The 18,022-nt window shown below is 72.4% G+C and carries 18 protein-coding genes and 1 pseudogene; 8 read left to right on the plus strand and 11 right to left on the minus strand.

Annotation, left to right across the window (positions count from 1 at the left end; all coding sequences use genetic code 11):
• Positions 1-32 precede the first annotated feature (32 nt).
• Complete coding sequence (locus ACZ43N_RS09800; protein ID WP_468096305.1) at positions 33-641, plus strand: RNA polymerase sigma factor; 609 nt, start codon at positions 33-35, stop codon at positions 639-641.
• 82 nt (positions 642-723) lie between these two features.
• The gene (locus ACZ43N_RS09805; RefSeq protein ID WP_468096307.1) at positions 724-1,761 is read left to right on the plus strand and encodes a maleylpyruvate isomerase family mycothiol-dependent enzyme; all 1,038 of its coding nucleotides are present in this window, start codon (positions 724-726) and stop codon (positions 1,759-1,761) included.
• Between the two features lie 118 nt (positions 1,762-1,879).
• Here the strand turns inward: ACZ43N_RS09805 and thpD are convergent, their stop codons facing one another.
• From thpD to ACZ43N_RS09830, 5 genes and pseudogenes are all read right to left on the minus strand, one after another.
• Positions 1,880-2,794, minus strand: coding sequence for an ectoine hydroxylase (thpD, locus tag ACZ43N_RS09810; RefSeq protein ID WP_468096308.1), 915 nt, complete (start codon positions 2,792-2,794; stop codon positions 1,880-1,882).
• 7 nt (positions 2,795-2,801) lie between these two features.
• Positions 2,802-3,206, minus strand: coding sequence for an ectoine synthase (locus ACZ43N_RS09815; protein ID WP_468096309.1), 405 nt, complete (start codon positions 3,204-3,206; stop codon positions 2,802-2,804).
• A gap of 63 nt (positions 3,207-3,269) precedes the next feature.
• On the minus strand, positions 3,270-4,541 hold the full coding sequence (gene ectB, locus ACZ43N_RS09820) for a diaminobutyrate--2-oxoglutarate transaminase (RefSeq protein WP_468096311.1): 1,272 nt from the start codon (positions 4,539-4,541) through the stop codon (positions 3,270-3,272).
• A gap of 82 nt (positions 4,542-4,623) precedes the next feature.
• The gene (gene ectA / locus ACZ43N_RS09825; protein WP_468096312.1) at positions 4,624-5,175 is read right to left on the minus strand and encodes a diaminobutyrate acetyltransferase; all 552 of its coding nucleotides are present in this window, start codon (positions 5,173-5,175) and stop codon (positions 4,624-4,626) included.
• Positions 5,176-5,749: 574 nt separating this feature from the next.
• Positions 5,750-5,932, minus strand: a pseudogene (locus tag ACZ43N_RS09830) (alanine--glyoxylate aminotransferase family protein); the annotation flags it as partial.
• A 262-nt stretch (positions 5,933-6,194) separates the two neighbouring features.
• On the opposite strand from ACZ43N_RS09830, the gene ACZ43N_RS09835 reads away from it, so the two are divergent.
• From ACZ43N_RS09835 to ACZ43N_RS09855, 5 genes are all read left to right on the plus strand, one after another.
• Positions 6,195-7,049: an ABC transporter substrate-binding protein gene (locus tag ACZ43N_RS09835; RefSeq protein ID WP_468096314.1), complete on the plus strand. Its 855-nt coding sequence runs from the start codon at positions 6,195-6,197 to the stop codon at positions 7,047-7,049.
• Positions 7,050-7,052: 3 nt separating this feature from the next.
• Positions 7,053-7,886 carry an amino acid ABC transporter permease gene (locus ACZ43N_RS09840; RefSeq protein ID WP_468096315.1) on the plus strand — a complete coding sequence of 278 codons (834 nt, stop codon included), beginning with the start codon at positions 7,053-7,055 and terminating at the stop codon, positions 7,884-7,886.
• Positions 7,883-8,692 (plus strand): amino acid ABC transporter ATP-binding protein, encoded by an 810-nt coding sequence (locus tag ACZ43N_RS09845; RefSeq protein WP_468096317.1) that lies wholly within the window; start codon positions 7,883-7,885, stop codon positions 8,690-8,692. The genes ACZ43N_RS09840 and ACZ43N_RS09845 overlap by 4 nt, the downstream gene beginning before the upstream one ends.
• Before the next feature lie 258 nt (positions 8,693-8,950).
• Positions 8,951-10,042, plus strand: coding sequence for an amidohydrolase family protein (locus ACZ43N_RS09850; protein ID WP_468096318.1), 1,092 nt, complete (start codon positions 8,951-8,953; stop codon positions 10,040-10,042).
• A 379-nt stretch (positions 10,043-10,421) separates the two neighbouring features.
• Positions 10,422-11,075, plus strand: a complete 654-nt coding sequence (locus tag ACZ43N_RS09855) for a hypothetical protein (protein ID WP_468096320.1) — start codon at positions 10,422-10,424, stop codon at positions 11,073-11,075.
• Between the two features lie 54 nt (positions 11,076-11,129).
• Here the strand turns inward: ACZ43N_RS09855 and cobC are convergent, their stop codons facing one another.
• Genes cobC through cobM form a run of 6 tightly spaced genes read right to left on the minus strand, consistent with a single transcriptional unit; the run spans position 11,130 to position 17,066 of the window.
• A complete protein-coding gene (gene cobC / locus ACZ43N_RS09860) occupies positions 11,130-12,203 on the minus strand; it encodes an Rv2231c family pyridoxal phosphate-dependent protein CobC (RefSeq protein WP_468096322.1) in 1,074 nt (357 codons plus the stop codon).
• Positions 12,193-13,122, minus strand: coding sequence for a sirohydrochlorin chelatase (locus tag ACZ43N_RS09865; RefSeq protein ID WP_468096324.1), 930 nt, complete (start codon positions 13,120-13,122; stop codon positions 12,193-12,195). Before ACZ43N_RS09865 ends, cobC begins: the two co-directional genes overlap by 11 nt.
• On the minus strand, positions 13,119-13,283 hold the full coding sequence (locus ACZ43N_RS09870; protein WP_468096326.1) for a hypothetical protein: 165 nt from the start codon (positions 13,281-13,283) through the stop codon (positions 13,119-13,121). Before ACZ43N_RS09870 ends, ACZ43N_RS09865 begins: the two co-directional genes overlap by 4 nt.
• Positions 13,280-15,004, minus strand: coding sequence for a precorrin-3B C(17)-methyltransferase (cobJ, locus tag ACZ43N_RS09875; RefSeq protein ID WP_468096327.1), 1,725 nt, complete (start codon positions 15,002-15,004; stop codon positions 13,280-13,282). Before cobJ ends, ACZ43N_RS09870 begins: the two co-directional genes overlap by 4 nt.
• Complete coding sequence (gene cbiE / locus ACZ43N_RS09880) at positions 15,001-16,242, minus strand: precorrin-6y C5,15-methyltransferase (decarboxylating) subunit CbiE (protein WP_468096329.1); 1,242 nt, start codon at positions 16,240-16,242, stop codon at positions 15,001-15,003. Before cbiE ends, cobJ begins: the two co-directional genes overlap by 4 nt.
• Positions 16,239-17,066 (minus strand): precorrin-4 C(11)-methyltransferase, encoded by an 828-nt coding sequence (cobM, locus tag ACZ43N_RS09885; RefSeq protein ID WP_468096331.1) that lies wholly within the window; start codon positions 17,064-17,066, stop codon positions 16,239-16,241. The genes cbiE and cobM overlap by 4 nt, the downstream gene beginning before the upstream one ends.
• A 218-nt stretch (positions 17,067-17,284) precedes the next feature.
• Between cobM and ACZ43N_RS09890 the strand changes: the two genes are divergently transcribed.
• The gene (locus ACZ43N_RS09890; protein WP_468096333.1) at positions 17,285-18,013 is read left to right on the plus strand and encodes a ZIP family metal transporter; all 729 of its coding nucleotides are present in this window, start codon (positions 17,285-17,287) and stop codon (positions 18,011-18,013) included.
• Positions 18,014-18,022: the final 9 nt, after the last annotated feature.

Below are 18,022 nucleotides of genomic sequence, written 5' to 3' on the forward strand. Positions count from 1 at the left end.
GCCCGTCCGGGACGCTAGGAAGGGCACCAGGGATGGTGGTGCCGGTGGAGCCGACGCTCGAACAGTCGTCCATCGATGTGGAGTTGCATCGGCGGCTGGTGTACGGGGACGAGTCCGCGCTGCGTGAGGCCTACGCGGCGTACGGGGCACTCGTGCGCCGGGTGGCCGTCCGGGTCACCCAGAGCCCGGCGGCGGCCGAGGACGTGGCCCAGGAGGTCTTCGCCCAGCTGTGGACCAGCCCGTACGGCTTCGACGCGCGCCGCGGCTCACTGCGCACCTGGCTGTCGATGCTCGCCCACCGGCGGGCCGTGGACTGGGTGCGCAGCGAGGCCCGGCACCGCAAGGACGCCCACGCGGACGACTCCGCGCTGCACGCCATCCCCGACGCCGGACCCGGCCCGCACGAGACGGTCGTCGACCGCGAGCGCTCCCTGCTGCTGCACACCGCCCTCGCCGACCTCCCGCGCACCCAGCGGGAGGTCGTCCACCTCGCCTACTTCGCGGGCCGCACCTACCGCCAGGCCGCGGTGGAGCTGGGCATCCCCGAGGGCACCGCGAAGACCCGGCTCCGCTCGGCCCTGCGCAAGCTCGCGGACTCCCTCGCGGATCCACCGGACCCGGCAGCGGCGAGGGGCACGTGATGGCGACAGGTCCTCACCGCACCGCCGGGGCCGTACCGGCTCTGCGTATCGTGGCAGCGGCACGGCGAAAGGGCGGCGCGCGATGACCAACGACCACGACGGCGTACGGGAGCTGCTGGCCGCCTGGGCCGTCGGCGCGCTGTCACCCGCCGACGCCAGGGCGGTCCCGCTCCATCTCGCCGACTGCGAGACCTGCGCGGCGGAGGCCGAGCGACTCCGCGCGACCGTACGGCTGCTCGACGGCACCCCCGACCCGGCCGCCGGACCGATCGGTGCCGCCGGCGACCTGGACGCCGGTGCGGACAGGGTGCTCGCGTCGGCCCTGCGCTCCCGCCGGCCCCGTGCCCCCGGCGTCGCCCCGCACGCGCAGCCGTACGCCGCCGCCGTCACCGCACTCCAGGCGCTGGTCCGGGAGCTGGACGGCCGCTGGGCGACCCCCGTCGTGCACGACTGGGACGTGCACGCCACCGTCGCCCACCTGGTCGCCGCCGACGAACACCTGGCCGTGGCGCTCGGCGTCGGCGCCCGGCTGCCCGTCTCGCGCATCCCGCCCGGGACCCCCGCCCCGGACGCCTGGGAGCTGCGCACCGCCGACGTCATCGTCCACGAGCACGCCCGTACGCCCGAGGAGACCGTCGCCACCTGGGCCGCGCAGGCCGCCGAGCTGCTGGCCACCCCCGAGGCCCGGGACCCCGGCCTGGCGGCCCGCGCGACGACGGTGATGGGACTTCGGCTGCCCGTCGCCGACCACTTCGTCATCCGGGCCTTCGAGGCCTGGATCCACGCCGACGACATCGGCCGGGCGCTCGGCATCGCCGTACCGCCGCCGCCCGACGAGCATCTGGAGCAGCTGGTCCGCCTCGCCGTCCGCATCCTCGGCCTGGCCCTGCACGACGCGCCCCCCGTCCTCGTCGAGGTCACCGGGGCCGCGCCCGGCAGCGGCTGGGTCCTCGGCTCGGACGCCGAGCCCGTGGCCGCCGAACTGACCCTGGACCCGGTCGACTTCTGTCTCCTCGTGGGCGGCCGCTACGCCCCGGACGAGGTGCCGCGGGGTCTCACGGGCGATGAGCGCGCGGCACGGAACGTCCTGGACAAGGCGGCGTCGCTGGCCTGGCTGTGAGGCCCGCCGTGCGGCGCCGCATGCCGTGGCCGGACGCCCCGCGCACGCACGACGGACCGGGCGGTCCCTCAGGGGGCAGGGACCGCCCGGTCCGGTCATGGTGACGGCGAGGTCGAGGTCACCGCACGGGGGTGAAGTCCCGCGCGCCGATGAACTCCGGCCGTCGTACGGGAGCCGCGAACGGCTCGACCGCCGCGTTCTCCACGCTGTTGAAGACGATGAAGACGTTGCTGCGCGGGAACGGCGTGATGTTGTCGCCGGAGCCGTGCATGCAGTTGCAGTCGAACCAGGTCGCCGAACCGGCCTTGCCCGTGAACAGCTTGATGCCGTACTCGGCGGCCATGGCCGTCAGCGCCTCGTCCGACGGGGTGCCCGCGTCCTGCATCTGCAGCGACTTCTTGTAGTTGTCCTTCGGGGTCGCTCCCGCACAGCCGAGGAACGTCCGGTGCGAGCCCGGCATGATCATCAGGCCGCCGTTGGTGTCATGGTTCTCGGTCAGCGCGATCGAGACGGACACCGTCCGCATGTTGGGCAGCCCGTCCTCGGCGTGCCAGGTCTCGAAGTCGGAGTGCCAGTAGAACCCGGAGGCGCCGAAGCCCGGCTTCACATTGATCCGCGACTGGTGGACATACACGTCGGAGCCGAGGATCTGCCGGGCCCGCCCGACGACCCGCTCGTCGCGCACGAGCCGGGCGAACACCTCGCTGATGCGGTGCACCTCGAAGACGGACCGGATCTCCTTCGACTTGGGCTCGATGATGGAGCGCTCGTCGGCCCGGATCGCGGGATCGGTGACGAGCCGCTCCAGCTCCTGCCGGTACACGGCGACCTCGTCGGGCGTTATGAGCTCCTCGACGGCGAGGAAGCCGTCCCGCTCGTACGTCTGGAGATCGGTGAGGGAGATCGGTCCGGGGGTGCCGGGGGCGCCCCACACGACCGGGTCCTGGCGCGGGACCGACACCTCGGTGGCGCCGCGGCTGGGGTAGAGGTCGGGCACGCTGGTGGCAGTGTTCATGGTGGTGGTCGTGGTCATGGTGATGTCACACCTCCTCGGGTTCGGTGAGCAACGGGTAGACGCCGTTCTCGTCGTGGTCCTCCCGGCCGGTCACGGGCGGGTTGAAGACGCAGAGGCAGCGGAAGTCCTCCTTGACCCGCAGCGTGTGCCGCTCGTGGCCGTCCAGCAGGTACATGGTTCCGGGCGTGATCGTGTACGACCGCCCGGTCTCGTGGTCGGTGAGCTCGGCCTCGCCCTCGACGCACACGACGGCCTCCACGTGGTTCGCGTACCACATGGACGTCTCCGTGCCCGCGTAGAGGACCGTCTCGTGCAGGGAGAAGCCGACGCGTTCCCTGGCGAGGACGATCCGTTTGCTCTCCCAGGTCCCGGACGCCGCCTTCACATGCCGGTCGGTTCCTTCGATGTCCTTGAATGAACGGACGATCACGGTGTCGCGATGCCTCCTAGCTGGGTTCTGCGGTGAGTTGTGCCGTGGGTCGAAGACCGGGTCTCAGACGGTTTCCCGTACGGCCCGGGCGAGGACGCGCAGGCCCTCGTCCAGCTCGTCCGGGGTGATGGTGAGGGCGGGCAGCAGCTTGACGACCTCGCTCTCCGGGCCGGACGTCTCGATCAGCAGCCCGAGTTCGAAGGCACGCTTGGCCACCCGGCCCGCGCGGGCCTTCTCGTGGAACTCCATGCCCCACACCAGCCCGCGGCCCCGGTACTCCTTCACGTCGGCGAGGTTCTCCTCGGTGATGGAGATCAGCGCCTGCTCGACCTGTTCGCCGCGCGCGAGGGTCTGCTTCTCCATGACGGAGCCGTCCGACCAGTACGTCTCCAGGGCGGCGGTCGCGGTGACGAAGGCCGGGTTGTTGCCGCGGAAGGTGCCGTTGTGCTCACCCGGCTCCCAGATGTCCAGCTCCGGCTTGAACAGGCAGAGCGACATCGGCAGGCCGTAGCCGCTGATGGACTTGGAGACGGTGACGATGTCGGGGGTGATGCCGGCCTCCTCGAACGAGAAGAAGGCGCCCGTGCGGCCGCAGCCCATCTGGATGTCGTCGACGATCAGCAGCATGTCCTGCCGCTCGCACAGCTCGGCGAGCGCGCGCAGCCACTCCGGGCGGGCGACGTTGATGCCGCCCTCGCCCTGGACCGTCTCCACGATCACGGCGGCGGGCTTGTTCAGCCCGGACCCCTGGTCCTCCAGGATCCGCTCGAACCACAGGAAGTCGGGGACCTGCCCCTCGAAGTAGTTGTCGAACGGCATCGGCGTCCCGTGCACCAGCGGGATGCCCGCCCCGGCCCGCTTGAAGGCGTTGCCGGTGACGGCGAGGGAGCCCAGGGACATGCCGTGGAAGGCGTTGGTGAACGACACGATGGCCTCGCGTCCCTTCACCTTCCGCGCCAGTTTCAGTGCGGACTCCACGGCGTTGGTGCCGGTCGGCCCCGGGAACATGACCTTGTACGGCAGGTCGCGCGGCCGCAGCACCAGGTTCTGGAAGGACTCAAGGAACGTCCGCTTGGCGCTCGTCGACATGTCGAGCGCGTGGGTGACGCCGTCCCGCTCCAGGTAGTCGATCAGGGCGCGTTTGAGGACCGGGTTGTTGTGGCCGTAGTTGAGCGAACCGGCTCCGGCGAAGAAGTCCAGGTAGCTGTGGCCGTCCTCGTCGCGCATGCGGCTGCCCTGCGCGGTGTCGAACACGGTGGGCCAGCCGCGGCAGTAGCTGCGCACCTCGGACTCCAGGGTCTCGAAGACGCTCAGGTCGGGCTGGGTGATGGTCACGGCGAATCGCTCCTCGATGCGTGGGGGGTGCGGGTGTGCGGGGTGGGGGAGAGGGGGCGGCCCAGTGGTGGGCCGGCGGTGCTCAGGGGGACAGCGGGCCGATGCGGTGCAGTACCTCGGGCTCGTGCGGACCGTCCGGGAAGTCCCCCGCCTCGAACAGGACCGTGCGCTCCACGGTCGCGCCATGGCGTTCGGCGAACGCGGCGAACAGCCGCTCCGAGGCGGTGTTGCCCGGGGTGATCGTGGTCTCGACGGCGGTCAGCGCGTGCCGTCGCGCGACCCGTGCGGTCAGGCCGTCCAGCAGCGCCCCCGCGAGCCCGCGCCCGCGGTGCGCCTCGTCGACGGCCACCTGCCACACGAGGAGGGTGTCCGGCCGCTCCGGCCGCACGTACCCGGTCACGAAGCCGACCGGGTCCCCCGTCGTGTCCCGCGCCACCGCCGAGGTGTCCGCGAAGTCCCGGCACCACAGCAGATAGCTGTACGAGGAGTTCAGGTCGAGGGTTCCGGAGTCCCCGGCGATGCGCCACAGCGCGCTGCCGTCCGCCACGTCCGGGCGGTCGATCCGAATCCCCTCGGCGATTTCCGGTTGTGATTCCAGGTGTGGGATGTGCAGGTCTGCTTGTGCGGCAGTCATGCGGCTTGAATTTACCCAGCGGAATTTCGAATTGCATCGCCGTACGGGGTTACGAATGGACGTCCGGTGTGTTATCACGCGGGCGCGAGCGAGCGCGCGATTCCGGGGGCGACCTGCGCGGTTATGCCCGGAAATAACCTGGCAAAAAGGGCGCGCTGTGGAGTCCGTCACATGCGCGTAACCCTCACGGGACCTACCCGAATCACGCCCTCTGTTGTTCGCGAAACCTTTGCGTTTAGAGGAGGTGGAAGCGGGCAGAAGGATACGGGGTCCTACCCAGTGAATTGTAGGACCCTTTCTGCTGGAAAAGCGACCTTCTTTTCCTCCGTTTCCGCCGTTTCCGGCCCACGCCACCCTTTCGCGCCCCCCTTCCCCGGCACGGGAACACCGGCCCGTGCGGGCGGTTTTCCACCGGTACCGCAGCGCGGCCAGGATCGGATACAAAATTCTGGCGAGGTCGGTGCCCTGGGGACGAGGACGCGGATGCCGGAGCGGTCGTGGGCGGCGCTGACGCGGCCGGCGGCAGCGCGGGGTTCGCGGTGAGGGCCCTGGCGATCAGTTCGGAAGCGTCGACACCGGTCGGCACCCGGAGGGTCGTCGCGACCGGGGCCGCGTCGCGCGCCTCGGGCGCATACGGCTCCAGGCCCAGCAGCGCCTCGCCCTGGGTGAGCACCACGTCCTGCTCCGTGGAGAGCAAGCGGGCCACCTGGTCCTCGATCGACGCGTAGTGCGCCGCGGTCGACGGGGCCAGATCCAGAAACGGGTGCGTCGCAGGGTGCTCTCATCGCTCACTGGGGTAGAGGTGTCCAGGGTGGGCCGACACGTGTCGGGGTACGTCGGGCGTAATCGGCGCATCCGGCCGTCCCGATCCACGATCCGTCCCCCGGAGGCCGACCGCCCCGCAGCCCCCTCGACCGATGACTCTGAGGTCAAACGGCCCAGTGGCCATCGGATTGGTTTGAGTGAGTCAAACATTTCCTTATAATCGGATGCCTACGTTCCCCACAGGAGGTCTCCCCGTGAACTCGGTCCTCGCACGCCGGACCCGCATCCTGGCCGTCACCACCGCCGCGGTCGGGCTGCTGCTCGTGGCCGGTTGCACCTCGACCGACGACGGCGGCAGCGGCGGCACCAAGACGGCCGCCGGCGGGGTCGAACTGGTCAAGGCAGGGCAGCTGACGACCTGCACCCACCTCCCGTACCCGCCCTTCCAGTCGGAGATCGACGGCAAGGTGCAGGGCTTCGACGTCGCGCTGATCGACCTCGTCGCCAAGGACCTGGACGTCAAGCAGGAGATCCTCGACACCCCGTTCGAGAACTTCAAGACGGGTGCCTTCCTGAACTCCGGTGAGTGCGACCTCGCCGCTGCCGGCATGACGATCACCGAGGAGCGCAAGAAGAACGTCGACTTCTCCGACCCGTACTTCGACGCCACCCAGGCCGTGCTCGCCGACAAGGACGCCGGTATCGGCTCCTTCGCGGACCTCAAGGGGAAGAAGGTCGGCACCCAGGCGCAGACCACCGGCGAGGACTACGCCAAGAGCAAGGGCCTCGACCCGGTCTCGTTCGAGTCCTCCGACGCCGTCCTCAACGGTCTGCGCACCGGCCAGGTCGACGCCGTCGTCATCGACTACCCGGTCGTCCAGGGCTGGCTGAAGGACAAGGCGAACGCCGCCGCGTTCGAGGTCGCGGACAACCTCAACACCGGTGAGCAGTACGGCTTCACGGTCAAGAAGGGCAACACCAAGCTCCTCGCCGCGATCAACAAGGCGCTCTCCGAGGCCAGGGCCGACGGGACGTACCGCGAGCTGTACGAGCAGTGGATCGGGCCGTACGACGAGAGTGCCGCCTCCGCCTCCCCGTCCGCCTCCTGACCCATGGCCGACACGGACGCAGTGGTCCAGCCCAGGAAGAAGGGGCTGACCCGGCGGCAGAAACGCAGTCTGTCGCGCGGCGTGCAGTACGCCGTCTTCGTCGCCGCCGTGATCGCCTTCGCGGTCTCGGCGGACTGGAGCCGGCTGAGGAACCAGTTCGCGCAGGCGGACATCGCCGAGCAGATGTTCCCGGACGTCATCACGATGGCGCTGAAGAACACCGTGCTCTACACCCTGTCCGGCTTCGCCGTCGGTCTGGTCCTCGGCATGCTGATCGCCCTGATGAGGCTGTCGTCGGTGGGCCCGTACCGCTGGTTCGCCGGTGTGTACATCGAGATCTTCCGCGGTCTGCCCGCTCTGCTGATCTTCATCTTCATCGGTGTCGCCGTCCCGCTGGCGTTCCCGGGCACGGAGATCGTCGGCGGCACCTACGGCAAGGTCGCCCTCGCGCTCGGCCTGGTCGCGGCGGCGTACATGGCGGAGACGATCCGCGCCGGCATCCAGGCCGTCCCCAAGGGGCAGATGGAGGCGGCCCGCTCGCTGGGCTTCTCGCCCGCCCGCGCGATGGTGTCGATCATCATCCCGCAGGCGTTCCGGATCATCCTCCCGCCGCTCACCAACGAACTCGTCCTCCTCTTCAAGGACTCCTCGCTCGTGCTGTTCCTCGGCGTCACCCTGGAGGAACGCGAACTGTCCAAGTACGGGCGGGACCTGGCCAGCACCACCGCCAACTCCACCCCGATCCTGGTCGCCGGCCTGTGCTACCTGCTGGTGACGATCCCGCTCGGCTTCGTCGTGCGCCGTATGGAGGCGAAGGCCCAGGAGGCCGTGAAATGACCGAGAGGACGCGGGGCGGACACCCCGAGATCCAGGTCCGCTCCCTGCGCAAGTCGTTCGGCGACAACGAGGTCCTCAAGGGCATCGACCTGGAGATCGGCCGCGGCGAGGTCGTCTGCGTCATCGGCCCGTCCGGCTCCGGCAAGTCGACCCTGCTGCGCTGTGTGAACCTCCTCGAAGAGCCCACCGAGGGGCAGGTCTTCGTCGGCGGCACCGAGCTGACGGATCCGGACGTCGACATCGACGCCGTACGCCGCCGTATCGGCATGGTCTTCCAGCAGTTCAACCTCTTCCCGCACCTCACGGTCACCGAGAACCTCACGCTCCCGCAGCGCCGGGTCCTGAGGCGGGGCAAGGCGGAGGCGGCGCGGGTGGCCGCCGAGAACCTGGAGCGGGTCGGTCTCGCCGAGAAGGCGGACGCCTACCCCTCCTCCCTCTCCGGCGGCCAGCAGCAGCGCGTGGCGATCGCCCGCTCACTGTCGATGGGCCCCGAGGTGATGCTCTTCGACGAGCCGACGTCGGCCCTGGACCCGGAGCTGGTGGGCGACGTCCTGGCGGTCATGCGCAGGCTCGCACAGGAGGGCATGACGATGATGGTCGTCACCCACGAGATGACCTTCGCCCGCGAGGTCGCCGACCGCGTCGTCTTCATGGACGGCGGCGTGATCGTCGAGGACGGCGCCCCGTCCCGCGTCATCGGCGCCCCCCAGCACGAGCGCACCCGCCACTTCCTGTCCCGTCTGCTCGACCCCGCGATGGCGGAGGTGGAGGAGGAGACATCGAACCAGGTGGGCGGAAGCGACTGAGAAGGGCATACGCGCTTCTGTCGCCCGGAGCGCTCCACCCGACATCGTTCGGGGCATGACGAATCCCGACGACGCGGGCGGCCCCGCGGCCGGGACGGCGGGCCGCAGGCCCGCTCCCTTCAGGGAGGCGGCGAACCGCGCGAACAACCTCCACGCACCCGCACCCGCCGGTGGTGAGCGGCCGGGCCCGGGCCCGGGGCCGGGTGCCGGCGCGGGGCCCCTGGGAGTGATGGCGTCCCGCTGGCTAGGGTGCGGGGTATGAGCGAGCGCGCCGTGCTGCATGTGAAGGGGCGGGTCCTGGTCGGGCCCGACGACGTCCGGGACGAACTGTGGGTCGTGGACGGCCGTGTCTCCTACGACCGCCCCGCCGCCGCGCGCGACGTGCGGACGGTGGAGGGGTGGGCGCTGCCCGGTCTGGTCGACGCCCACTGCCATGTCGGCCTCGGCGCGCACGGGCCGGTCGACGCCGGCACGGCGGAGAAGCAGGCCCTGACCGACCGTGACGCCGGCACCCTCCTGATCCGCGACGCGGGCTCCCCCTCCGACACCCGCTGGGTCGACGACCGCGACGACCTTCCGAAGATCATCCGCGCCGGCCGCCACATCGCCCGTACCCGCCGCTACATCCGCGGCTACGCCCACGAGATCGAACCGGACGACCTCGTCGCGTACGTCGCCCGGGAGGCCCGGCGCGGTGACGGCTGGGTGAAGCTGGTCGGCGACTGGATCGACCGCGAGGCGGGCGACCTGACGGCGTGCTGGCCGCGCGGGGCGGTGGAGGCGGCGATCACCGAGGCCCACCGCCTGGCCGCCCGCGTGACGGCCCACTGCTTCGCCGAGTCCTCCCTCCGCGACCTCGTCGAGGCCGGCATCGACTGCGTCGAGCACGCCACGGGCCTCACGGAGGACCTGATCCCGCTCTTCGCCTCCAGGGGCGTCGCGATCGTCCCCACCCTGGTGAACATCGCCACGTTCCCGAAGCTGGCCGAGGGCGGCGAGGCCAAGTTCCCCGTCTGGTCCGCCCACATGAGGCGCCTGCACGAACGCCGCTACGACACCGTCCGCAACGCCTACGACGCCGGAATCCCCGTCTACGTGGGCACCGACGCCGGCGGCACCCTCCCGCACGGCCTGGTCGCGGACGAGGTGGCCGAACTGGTCAGGGCCGGCATCCCCCCGACCGAGGCCCTCGCCGCGACCACCTGGGACGCCCGGGCATGGCTCGGCCGCCCCGGCCTGGAGGAGGGCGCCCCGGCCGACCTGGTCGTCTACGCCCAGGACCCCCGCACGGACGTCCGCGTCCTGGCGGCGCCCCTCCGCGTGGTGCTGAACGGGACGATCGCCGCCTGACGAAGGCCAACACCTCCGTGTGTCGGGGCTGGTGATCCCAGCGACGGTCATGGCGGGCGACGCCGGCATCCTGCCGGACCTTCGCGATGCCTTCTCCGGGGTCCTCCCGCCCCGTCGAGTTCGTCCACCGCGGGCCCGGTCCTCGTGCTCCTCCGCGCCGATGTCCGGGCGCCACGCACGGGCGCAAACGCCGCGGTCACCGTTGACGGCACGGTCGGGATCCGCTTCCCGGACGGCAGCCGGGAGAGCGTGCGCGGGGCAGGCCGGCCCCCAAGGGCAGTGGCCGAAGGGACAATTTCCGGGAACTCGCCCGCTCCTTAGGTTGGTTGCGCACCGCACGCCCGTCCCGAATGTTCCGTCCAGCACCAGGGAGGCTTCCGTGCCCAACCGTTCCCCTCTCCTCCGCAGACTGTCGCACCTGGCGGTCGCGGGGGCCGCCATGCTCGCGGTCCTCGCCCCCGCCGGCGCCGCGTCCGCCAGCAGCGACGCTCCCGTCGCCAAGAAGACCGAGACGACGGTCGCCCAGCAGGACACGACGGCGGCGGCCGGCGTCAAGCTCCGCAAGCTCTACGACTGGCGCTTCCACGTCAAGCCCAACAACGCCAAGTACATCGGGCGGCCCTGGAAGCCCAGCGAGGCCATCCAGGAACTCAAGAAGTGCTTCAACTGCACGTTCCCGGTCAAGAACGCGCCGAAGGCGTACCCCAGGGAAGGCCAGCTGATCAAGCTGAAGGCCTGCGCGGCAGGTCCCTTCGGCTGCAAGAACGCCCCGGTCAAGTTCTACTCGAAGGGCGTGAAGAACGGCTGGTACTTCGTCGCGCAGAAGGGCCACTTCGACGGCGCCGGCTCCAAGGTGTACTTCCAGTTCTACAACGAGAAGAGCACCGGCTACCTGATGCTCCATGTCTGGGCCTACGTCGCCAGGCCGAGCGTTCCCGACGGCGTCAACAAGTCGTTCGCACGGGGCAAGTGGCAGGACTTCAACCACAAGATGGGCGTGAAGCTCCACTGCAAGCACAGCTCGCTCTGCTGACGCGGTAGCACCGCCCGCCCCCGACCCGCCGGCGGACCGTCGAGCCCCCTCAGCTCAGCGGTCCGCCAGTGTCATCGCCCGGTCCAGCGCCTGGAGGAAGCCGTTGACCGTCGTACGGTCGCGGACGGCCAGGCGCAGCCAGTTCTCGTCCAGGCCGGGGAAGGTGTCGCCACGGCGTACCGCGAACCCCAGGGTGCGCAGATGACGGCGCACGGCCACCGCGCGAGGCAGGCGGACGAGGACGAACGGCCCCTCGGCGGGCTCCGCGACGGTCAGGCCGTCGGGGGCGAACTCCCGCAGCCCGGCGACCAGATGGGCACGGTCGGCGGCGATGCGGTCGGCCGCGTCGGCCGCCTCCGTGAGCGCCCGGTCGGACACGCACGCCTCGGCCGCCGCGAGCGCCGGCGTGGACACCGGCCACAGCGGCTGGGCCCGCTCCAGCTCCTCGATCGTCCCCGGGGCGGCGAGGACATAACCGATCCGCAGCCCGGCCAGGCCCCAGGTCTTGGTGAGGCTGCGCAGCACCACCAGCCCGGGTATGTCCGTCCGCCCGGCCAGCGCCTCCCGCTCACCCGGCACCGCGTCCATGAACGCCTCGTCCACCACCAGCGTCCGCCCGGGCCGGGCCAGTCGCGCGATCACCCCGGCCGGGTGCAGCACCGACGTCGGGTTGGTGGGGTTGCCGAGGACGACCAGGTCCGCGTCGTCGGGCACGGCCGCCGGGTCCAGGCGGAAGCCGTCCGAGGCCCGCAGCAGCACCCGGTCCACGCTGTGCCCGGCATCCCGCAGTGCCGCCTCCGGCTCGGTGAACTGCGGGTGCACCACGACCGGTTGACGGACCTTCAGGGCACGCGCCAGCAGCACGAACGCCTCCGCGGCGCCCGCCGTGAGCAGCACCCGCTCGGCGGGCAGCCCGTGCCGGGCCGCCACCGCAGCCCGGGCGGCCCGCCCGTCGGGGTAGGCGGCCAGTCCGGTCAGCGACCCGGCGATCCGCTCCCGCAGCCAGGCGGGCGGCGTGCCGGCCCGCACGTTCACGGCGAGGTCGGTGAGCCCGGCCCCGTCGTCCCGCACCTCGGCGTCACCGTGATGCCGAAGGTCGTGCGGTCCGGTCTGGGGTTCAGTGTGCATGGGAGTGCGCGTGTCCCCCGTGATGGTGGTGGCCGTGGTGGTGCCCGTCGTCGTCCGGGTGGAAGTGCGGCTGCTGCGGCATCCCCACCTTGTCCTCGAACCCGGGCAGCGCGATCCGGTAGACGCAGGAGTCGCAGTTCATGCGCAGATCACCCTCCAGCGCCTCCCGGTAGCGCTCCATGACCAGATCGAGCAACTCCGGTTCCGGACCGATGACATCGGCCGACCGTACCTCGATCTCCGGGTGCGCGGCAGCCCAGCCCTCGGTCTGCTGCCGTACCCGGTCCGGCAGGATGCCGGTGAACAGGAAGTACGGCAGCACCACGATCCGCCGGGCGCCCAGCCGCACGCACCGGTCGAGGCCGCTCGGCACGTCCGGTGCCGCCAGCGACACGAACGCCGTCTCCACACCCGCGTAGCCGCGCCCTTCCCACAGCAGCCGGGCCGCCTTGAACACCTCGGCGTTGGCGTCGGGGTCGGTCGAGCCGCGCCCGACGAGCAGCACCGTCACATCGGCACGGTCCTCGGGGCTGCGGCCCGCGCCGCCGAGCGCCTCGTCCAGCCGCCGCTCCAGCACGCTCAGCAGCGCCGGGTGCGGGCCGAGCGGACGGCCGTAGGTGTACGAGATCCCCGGGTGCCGCTCCTTCTCCCGGGCCAGCGCCGCCGGGATGTCGCCCTTGGCGTGCCCGGCGGACACCAGCATCAGCGGGACGGCGGCGAACCGCCGTACGCCCCGCTCCACCAGCTCGGCAACTGCCTCGCCCAGCGGCGGCGGGGACAGCTCGATGAAGCCGCCCGCGACGGGCAGTTCGGGGTGGCGGCGCCCCAGTTCCCGTACGAAGTCGCGGAACGCCTCGGCTCCGGCATCGTCCCGGGTGCCATGACCGGCGATGAGCAGGGCGGGCGGCGGGGTGGTCACGGTTTCTCCTCGGAGTCTGGAACGGGGTGGTACTGCGGGGCGACGGGCGCCGCGGCCGGCGCCGGCCCGCCCGTCACGGTCACCTCGACGTGCGAGGCGTACCGGTGGGCGGCCGGTCGCCAATACGGCTCCCGCCCGGTCGGGTGGACCACGTGGCTCACTCGGCGTCCTCCGGGTTCTCCTGCCAGCGGTAGCCGCGGGGCGTCACCATACGGCCCGCGATCTCACGGGTCGCCGTGTTGCCCACGGTCACCACGGTCATCATGTCGACCGTCGCCGGGTCGAGCGCGGCCAGGGTCGTCAACCGGTGCGATCCGTCCGGCCGTGAGGCGTTCCGCACGACCCCGACGGGCGTCGTCGGCTCCCGGTGCCCGGCCAGGATGGCGAGGGCCTTCGGCAGCTGCCAGTCCCGGCCCCGGCTGCGCGGGTTGTAGAACGTCACCACGATGTCGGCCTCGGCCGCCGCCCGCACCCGCCGCTCGATGACCTCCCACGGCGTGTGCAGGTCCGACAGGCTGATCGACACATGATCGTGTCCGAGCGGCGCCCCGAGGATGGCGGCCGCCGCGAGGGCGGCGGTGACCCCGGGCACACCGATCACGTCGATGTCGTCGGACGCCTCGGCGAGCGCGGGCGAGGCCATGGCGTACACACCGGCGTCCCCGCTCCCGATCAGCGCGACGGCGTGCCCCTGGCGGGCCTCGGCCACCGCCGTCCGCGCCCGCTCCTCCTCCGCGCCCAGCCCGGACTCCAGGACACGGGTGCCGGGCCGGAGCAGATCCCGGACCTGGTCCACGTACTGGTCCAGCCCCACGAGCACGGACGCCCGCCGCAGTTCGGCCTTCGCCCGCGGCGTCAGCAGATCCCGGGCACCAGGTCCGAGCCCGACCACCGCGAGCCGCCCCCGCGCGGGCCGCCGTACGACGGCACAGGTCGCCATCGCGGGCTTCCCGTCCGCCCGCTCGGACTTCCGTTTGGGGACGAGGAGTTCACCCCCGCGTACGAGGGCGGCTGCCTCCGCCACGGAGGGGGTGCCCACGGCGGCGAGAGGGGCGTCCGACGGGTTCGGCACCTCCACCGCGGCCAACTCCTCGGCGGAGCAGGTGACCAGCGGGACACCGAGACGCGCGGCGGCCTCGACGATGCCGGGTTCGTCGGCCTTGGCGTCGACGGTGGCGAGCTCGGCGAGGGACCGGGGGGAGAGGCCGGCGTCGCGCAGGGCGCTCCCGATCAGCCCGAGCACCTCGTCGGCGGGGGCGCCCCTGGACGCTCCCACGCCCACCACGAGGGAGGGCGGACGGAGGACCACGCGCGCGTCACCGGCGTCCAGCACCCGGTCGGAGACGACGATCGTGTGCCGGGCGGGCGGCGCGTCCGGCGCCGGACGCCGCACGTTCGGCGGGAGCGCGGGCAGGGGCCAGCCGATCTCCTCGTCCAGCTCCACGGCCTCCCCGTCGAGCACGGCCCGGGACACCCCGGCCACATCCCCCTCGACCGGCATGCCGAGCGTGTCCAGGCCGGGCACCCCCACCGCGTCGGTGGCCGTGGTCACGACCGGTTCGGCGCCGAGCACCTCGCCCACCTGGACGGCCAGCGCGTTGGCACCTCCCGCGTGCCCGCCGACCAGCGACACGGCGTACCGCCCGCCCTCGTCGACGCACACCACACCCGGATCGGTCCCCTTGTCCCGCAGCAGCGGCGCGATCAGCCGCACCACGGCCCCGGTGGCGAGGAAACACACCACCTGCTCGCACTCACCGAACGCGCGCCGCACCGCGTCCCCCACGGGCCCCTCGTACAGTCGGGTCCGCTCGGGCCACGCCGAGGCGAGCCGCTGGGCGGCAACGGCCCCCGCGGCGGTCGCGGAGATCAGGCCGATCACCGGTCAACTCCTTCACTGTGCGCCGGAGGCCTCACGCCCCACAGCAGGAAAACGGGATTGGTCGCCGCCAGCCGGGTCACGTCCCCCGGCAGCGGCGCGAGCCGGGACGCCTGCAGCAGGACGCCGTCACAGGTCAGCCCGGCCGCCACGAGGGCCTCCCGGGCGGCCGGGACCCGGTCGAGCGCGGCCATGGCGACCACCACGGTCCGCCGGGCGCGCCGCGCGCACGCGGTGACGATCGCGGGCAGTTCGCGCCCGCCGCCGCCGATGAACACGGCGTCGGGATCGTCGGGCAGCCCGGCCAGCGCGTCCGGCGCGGCCCCGTGCACCACCCGCACGTCGACGCCGTGCGCGGCGGCGTTGGCGCGGACCCGCTCGACGCCGTCCGCCGTCCGCTCGACCGCGGTGACGGCCGCGCCGAGCCGCGCGCACTCCACGGCCACCGAACCGGAGCCCGCGCCGACGTCCCAGACCAGGTCGCCCAGGCGGGGCCCGAGCCGGGCGAGGGCGAGCGCCCGCACCTCGAACTTGGTGATCATCGAGTCGCGGTGCGCGAACTCGCCCTCGTCCAGCGCCCACCGCTCCGGAGCGGCCGGCGCCCCGGCGACGGTCCGCACGGCGGACACGGCGTGCGCCTCGTCCAGGCACAGCACGACGCTGACCTCGGCCCCCCAGTCCCGCGCGGCGGCCTCGGCCGGTGTCACCCGCTCCACACGCTCACGCTGCGGGTCACCCAGCGCGGACGCCACCACGAGCGTCCGCCGGCTGTCCAGCAGCCCCGCCCCCAGCTCGGCGGGCCCGCAGCCGGGCCCGGTCAGCACCGCCGCCTTCGGCCGGGCCCGGCACACGTTCAACGCGGTCCGCAGCGCACGTCCGTGCGCGCTCACCACGACCGCGTCGTCCCAGGGCAGCCCCAGCCGGGCGAACGCGGTGGCCACCGAGGACACCCCCGGCCGCACGTCCAGCTCGCCGGCGCCGAAGCGTTCGGCGAGCGCCCGCACGATCCCGAAGAACCCCGGATCACCGGAGGCCAAAACAACGACCCGCCGGTCCCGGTACGCCTCGATCGCCTGGAGGGCGGGCGCCAGCGGCCCGAGGACGACCTGCTCGGCCGTCGCCGGAAGCGGGGCCGCCGCCAGATGCCGGCGTCCGCCCACGACGAGCGCCGCCTCGGCCAGCACGGCCTCGGCGTCGGGGGGGAGGGGCGCCCCCGTGCCCGTACCGATGACGGTGATCACGGCGTGCCACCGCGGCCGCGCGCCTCCCGCAGCGCCCTGCGCGCCTCGGGGTCGGCCTTGCGGTACCCGTGGAAGTGGCCGGGGTGGTAGAGGTGCGAGCGGGTGCCGTGCGCGTCGAGGGCCGGCCCCACGAGGAACAGGGTGTGCTTCCAGAGCTTGTGCTCCTTGACGGTCTCCTCCAGCGTCTCGATCGTGCACCGCACGACCAGTTCCTCGGGCCAGGTCGCCTGGTAGGCGATGACCACCGGCGTACCGGTCGGATAGCCGCCCTCCAGCAGCTCCCGCACCAACTGCCCGCTGCGCGCGGCCGACAGGAAGATCGCCATCGTCGTGCCGTGCCGCGCGAACTCCCGCACCTCCTCACCGGGCGGCATGGGCGTCTTGCCCCCGCCCAGCCGGGTCAGGATCACCGACTGAGCGACCTCCGGGATCGTCAGCTCCCGCTGGGCGAGCGCGGCCACGGCGGAGAACGACGACACCCCGGGGACGACCTCGGTCTCTATGCCCAGCGCACGGCACCGGTCGAGCTGTTCCTGCGTACCGCCCCACAGCGCCGGGTCACCGGAGTGGATCCGGGCGACCTTCAGCCCTTCCGTGAGGGCCCGCTCGTACACGGCGACGACGTCCTCCAGGGACATGGCGGCCGAGTCGAGGATCTCCGCTCCCGCGCGGGCGTGGTCCAGCACCTCGGCCTGCACCAGGCTGGCCGCCCAGATCACGACGTCCGCCTCCGCGATCGCCCGCGCGGCCCGGAACGTCAGCAGATCGGCGGCTCCGGGTCCGGCCCCGACGAAGGTCACCTTGCCGGTGGGGGCTTCGGCCATGGAAGTCATCGTTCCTCTCTCGAAGGCAGTGCGGCGCGCAACGGCTGTGCGGGGCGCAACGGCTGTGCGGCGCGCAACGGCTGTGCGGGGCGCGAAGGCTGTGCGGGGCGGCGCCCCTTGGGGTCCCGTCCCGCGGGACCGGCGTCGGACCCCGGAACCCGGCCACCGTCACGGGGCGGCGCGAGGAAGAGACCTGGCTCTTCCGGTAGCAAGGACCCATGGCGGTGTTCGTGGCGCTCGGCGCGTTCCTCATGACGCTCATCGGCGGCTGGACGGCCGGACGGGTCACGGACCGCCGTCACCTGGTCCTGGGCCTGGCCGGCGGTCTGATGCTGGGCGTGGTCGGCCTCGACCTGCTGCCGGAGGCGCTTCAGGCCGCCGGCGGCGACGTCTTCGGCGTACCGGCGGCGCTGCTGCTGTTCGTCACCGGTTTCCTCATGGCCCACCTGGTGGAACGCCTGCTGGCGGCCCGTCAGGCGGCGCACGGCGCGGAGGAGCACGACGGGCGCGCACCACAGGTCGGTCTGACGGCGGCCGCCGCGATGGTCGGCCACAGCGCCATGGACGGCGTCGCCATCGGCGCGGCCTTCCAGGTCGGCGAGGGCATGGGCCTCGCGGTGGCGCTCGCGGTGATCGCCCACGACTTCGCTGACGGATTCAACACGTACACGTTGACGAGCGTGTACGGCAACGCCCGCAGACGGGCGGTCACGATGCTGGTCGCGGACGCGGTGGCGCCGGTGCTGGGCGCCGCCTCCACGCTCCTGTTCACGATCCCCGAGGGGCCGCTCGGCTGCTACCTCGGCTTCTTCGCCGGCGCGCTGCTGTACCTGGCGGCGGCCGAGATCCTCCCCGAGGCGCATCACGCGCACCCGGCGCGGTCCACGCTGCTGTGCACGATCGCCGGGGCGGCGTTCATCTGGGTGGTGGTGGCCGTGGCCGAGTGAGCGGCCGGC

This window comes from Streptomyces sp. NPDC030814, assembly GCF_055572155.1.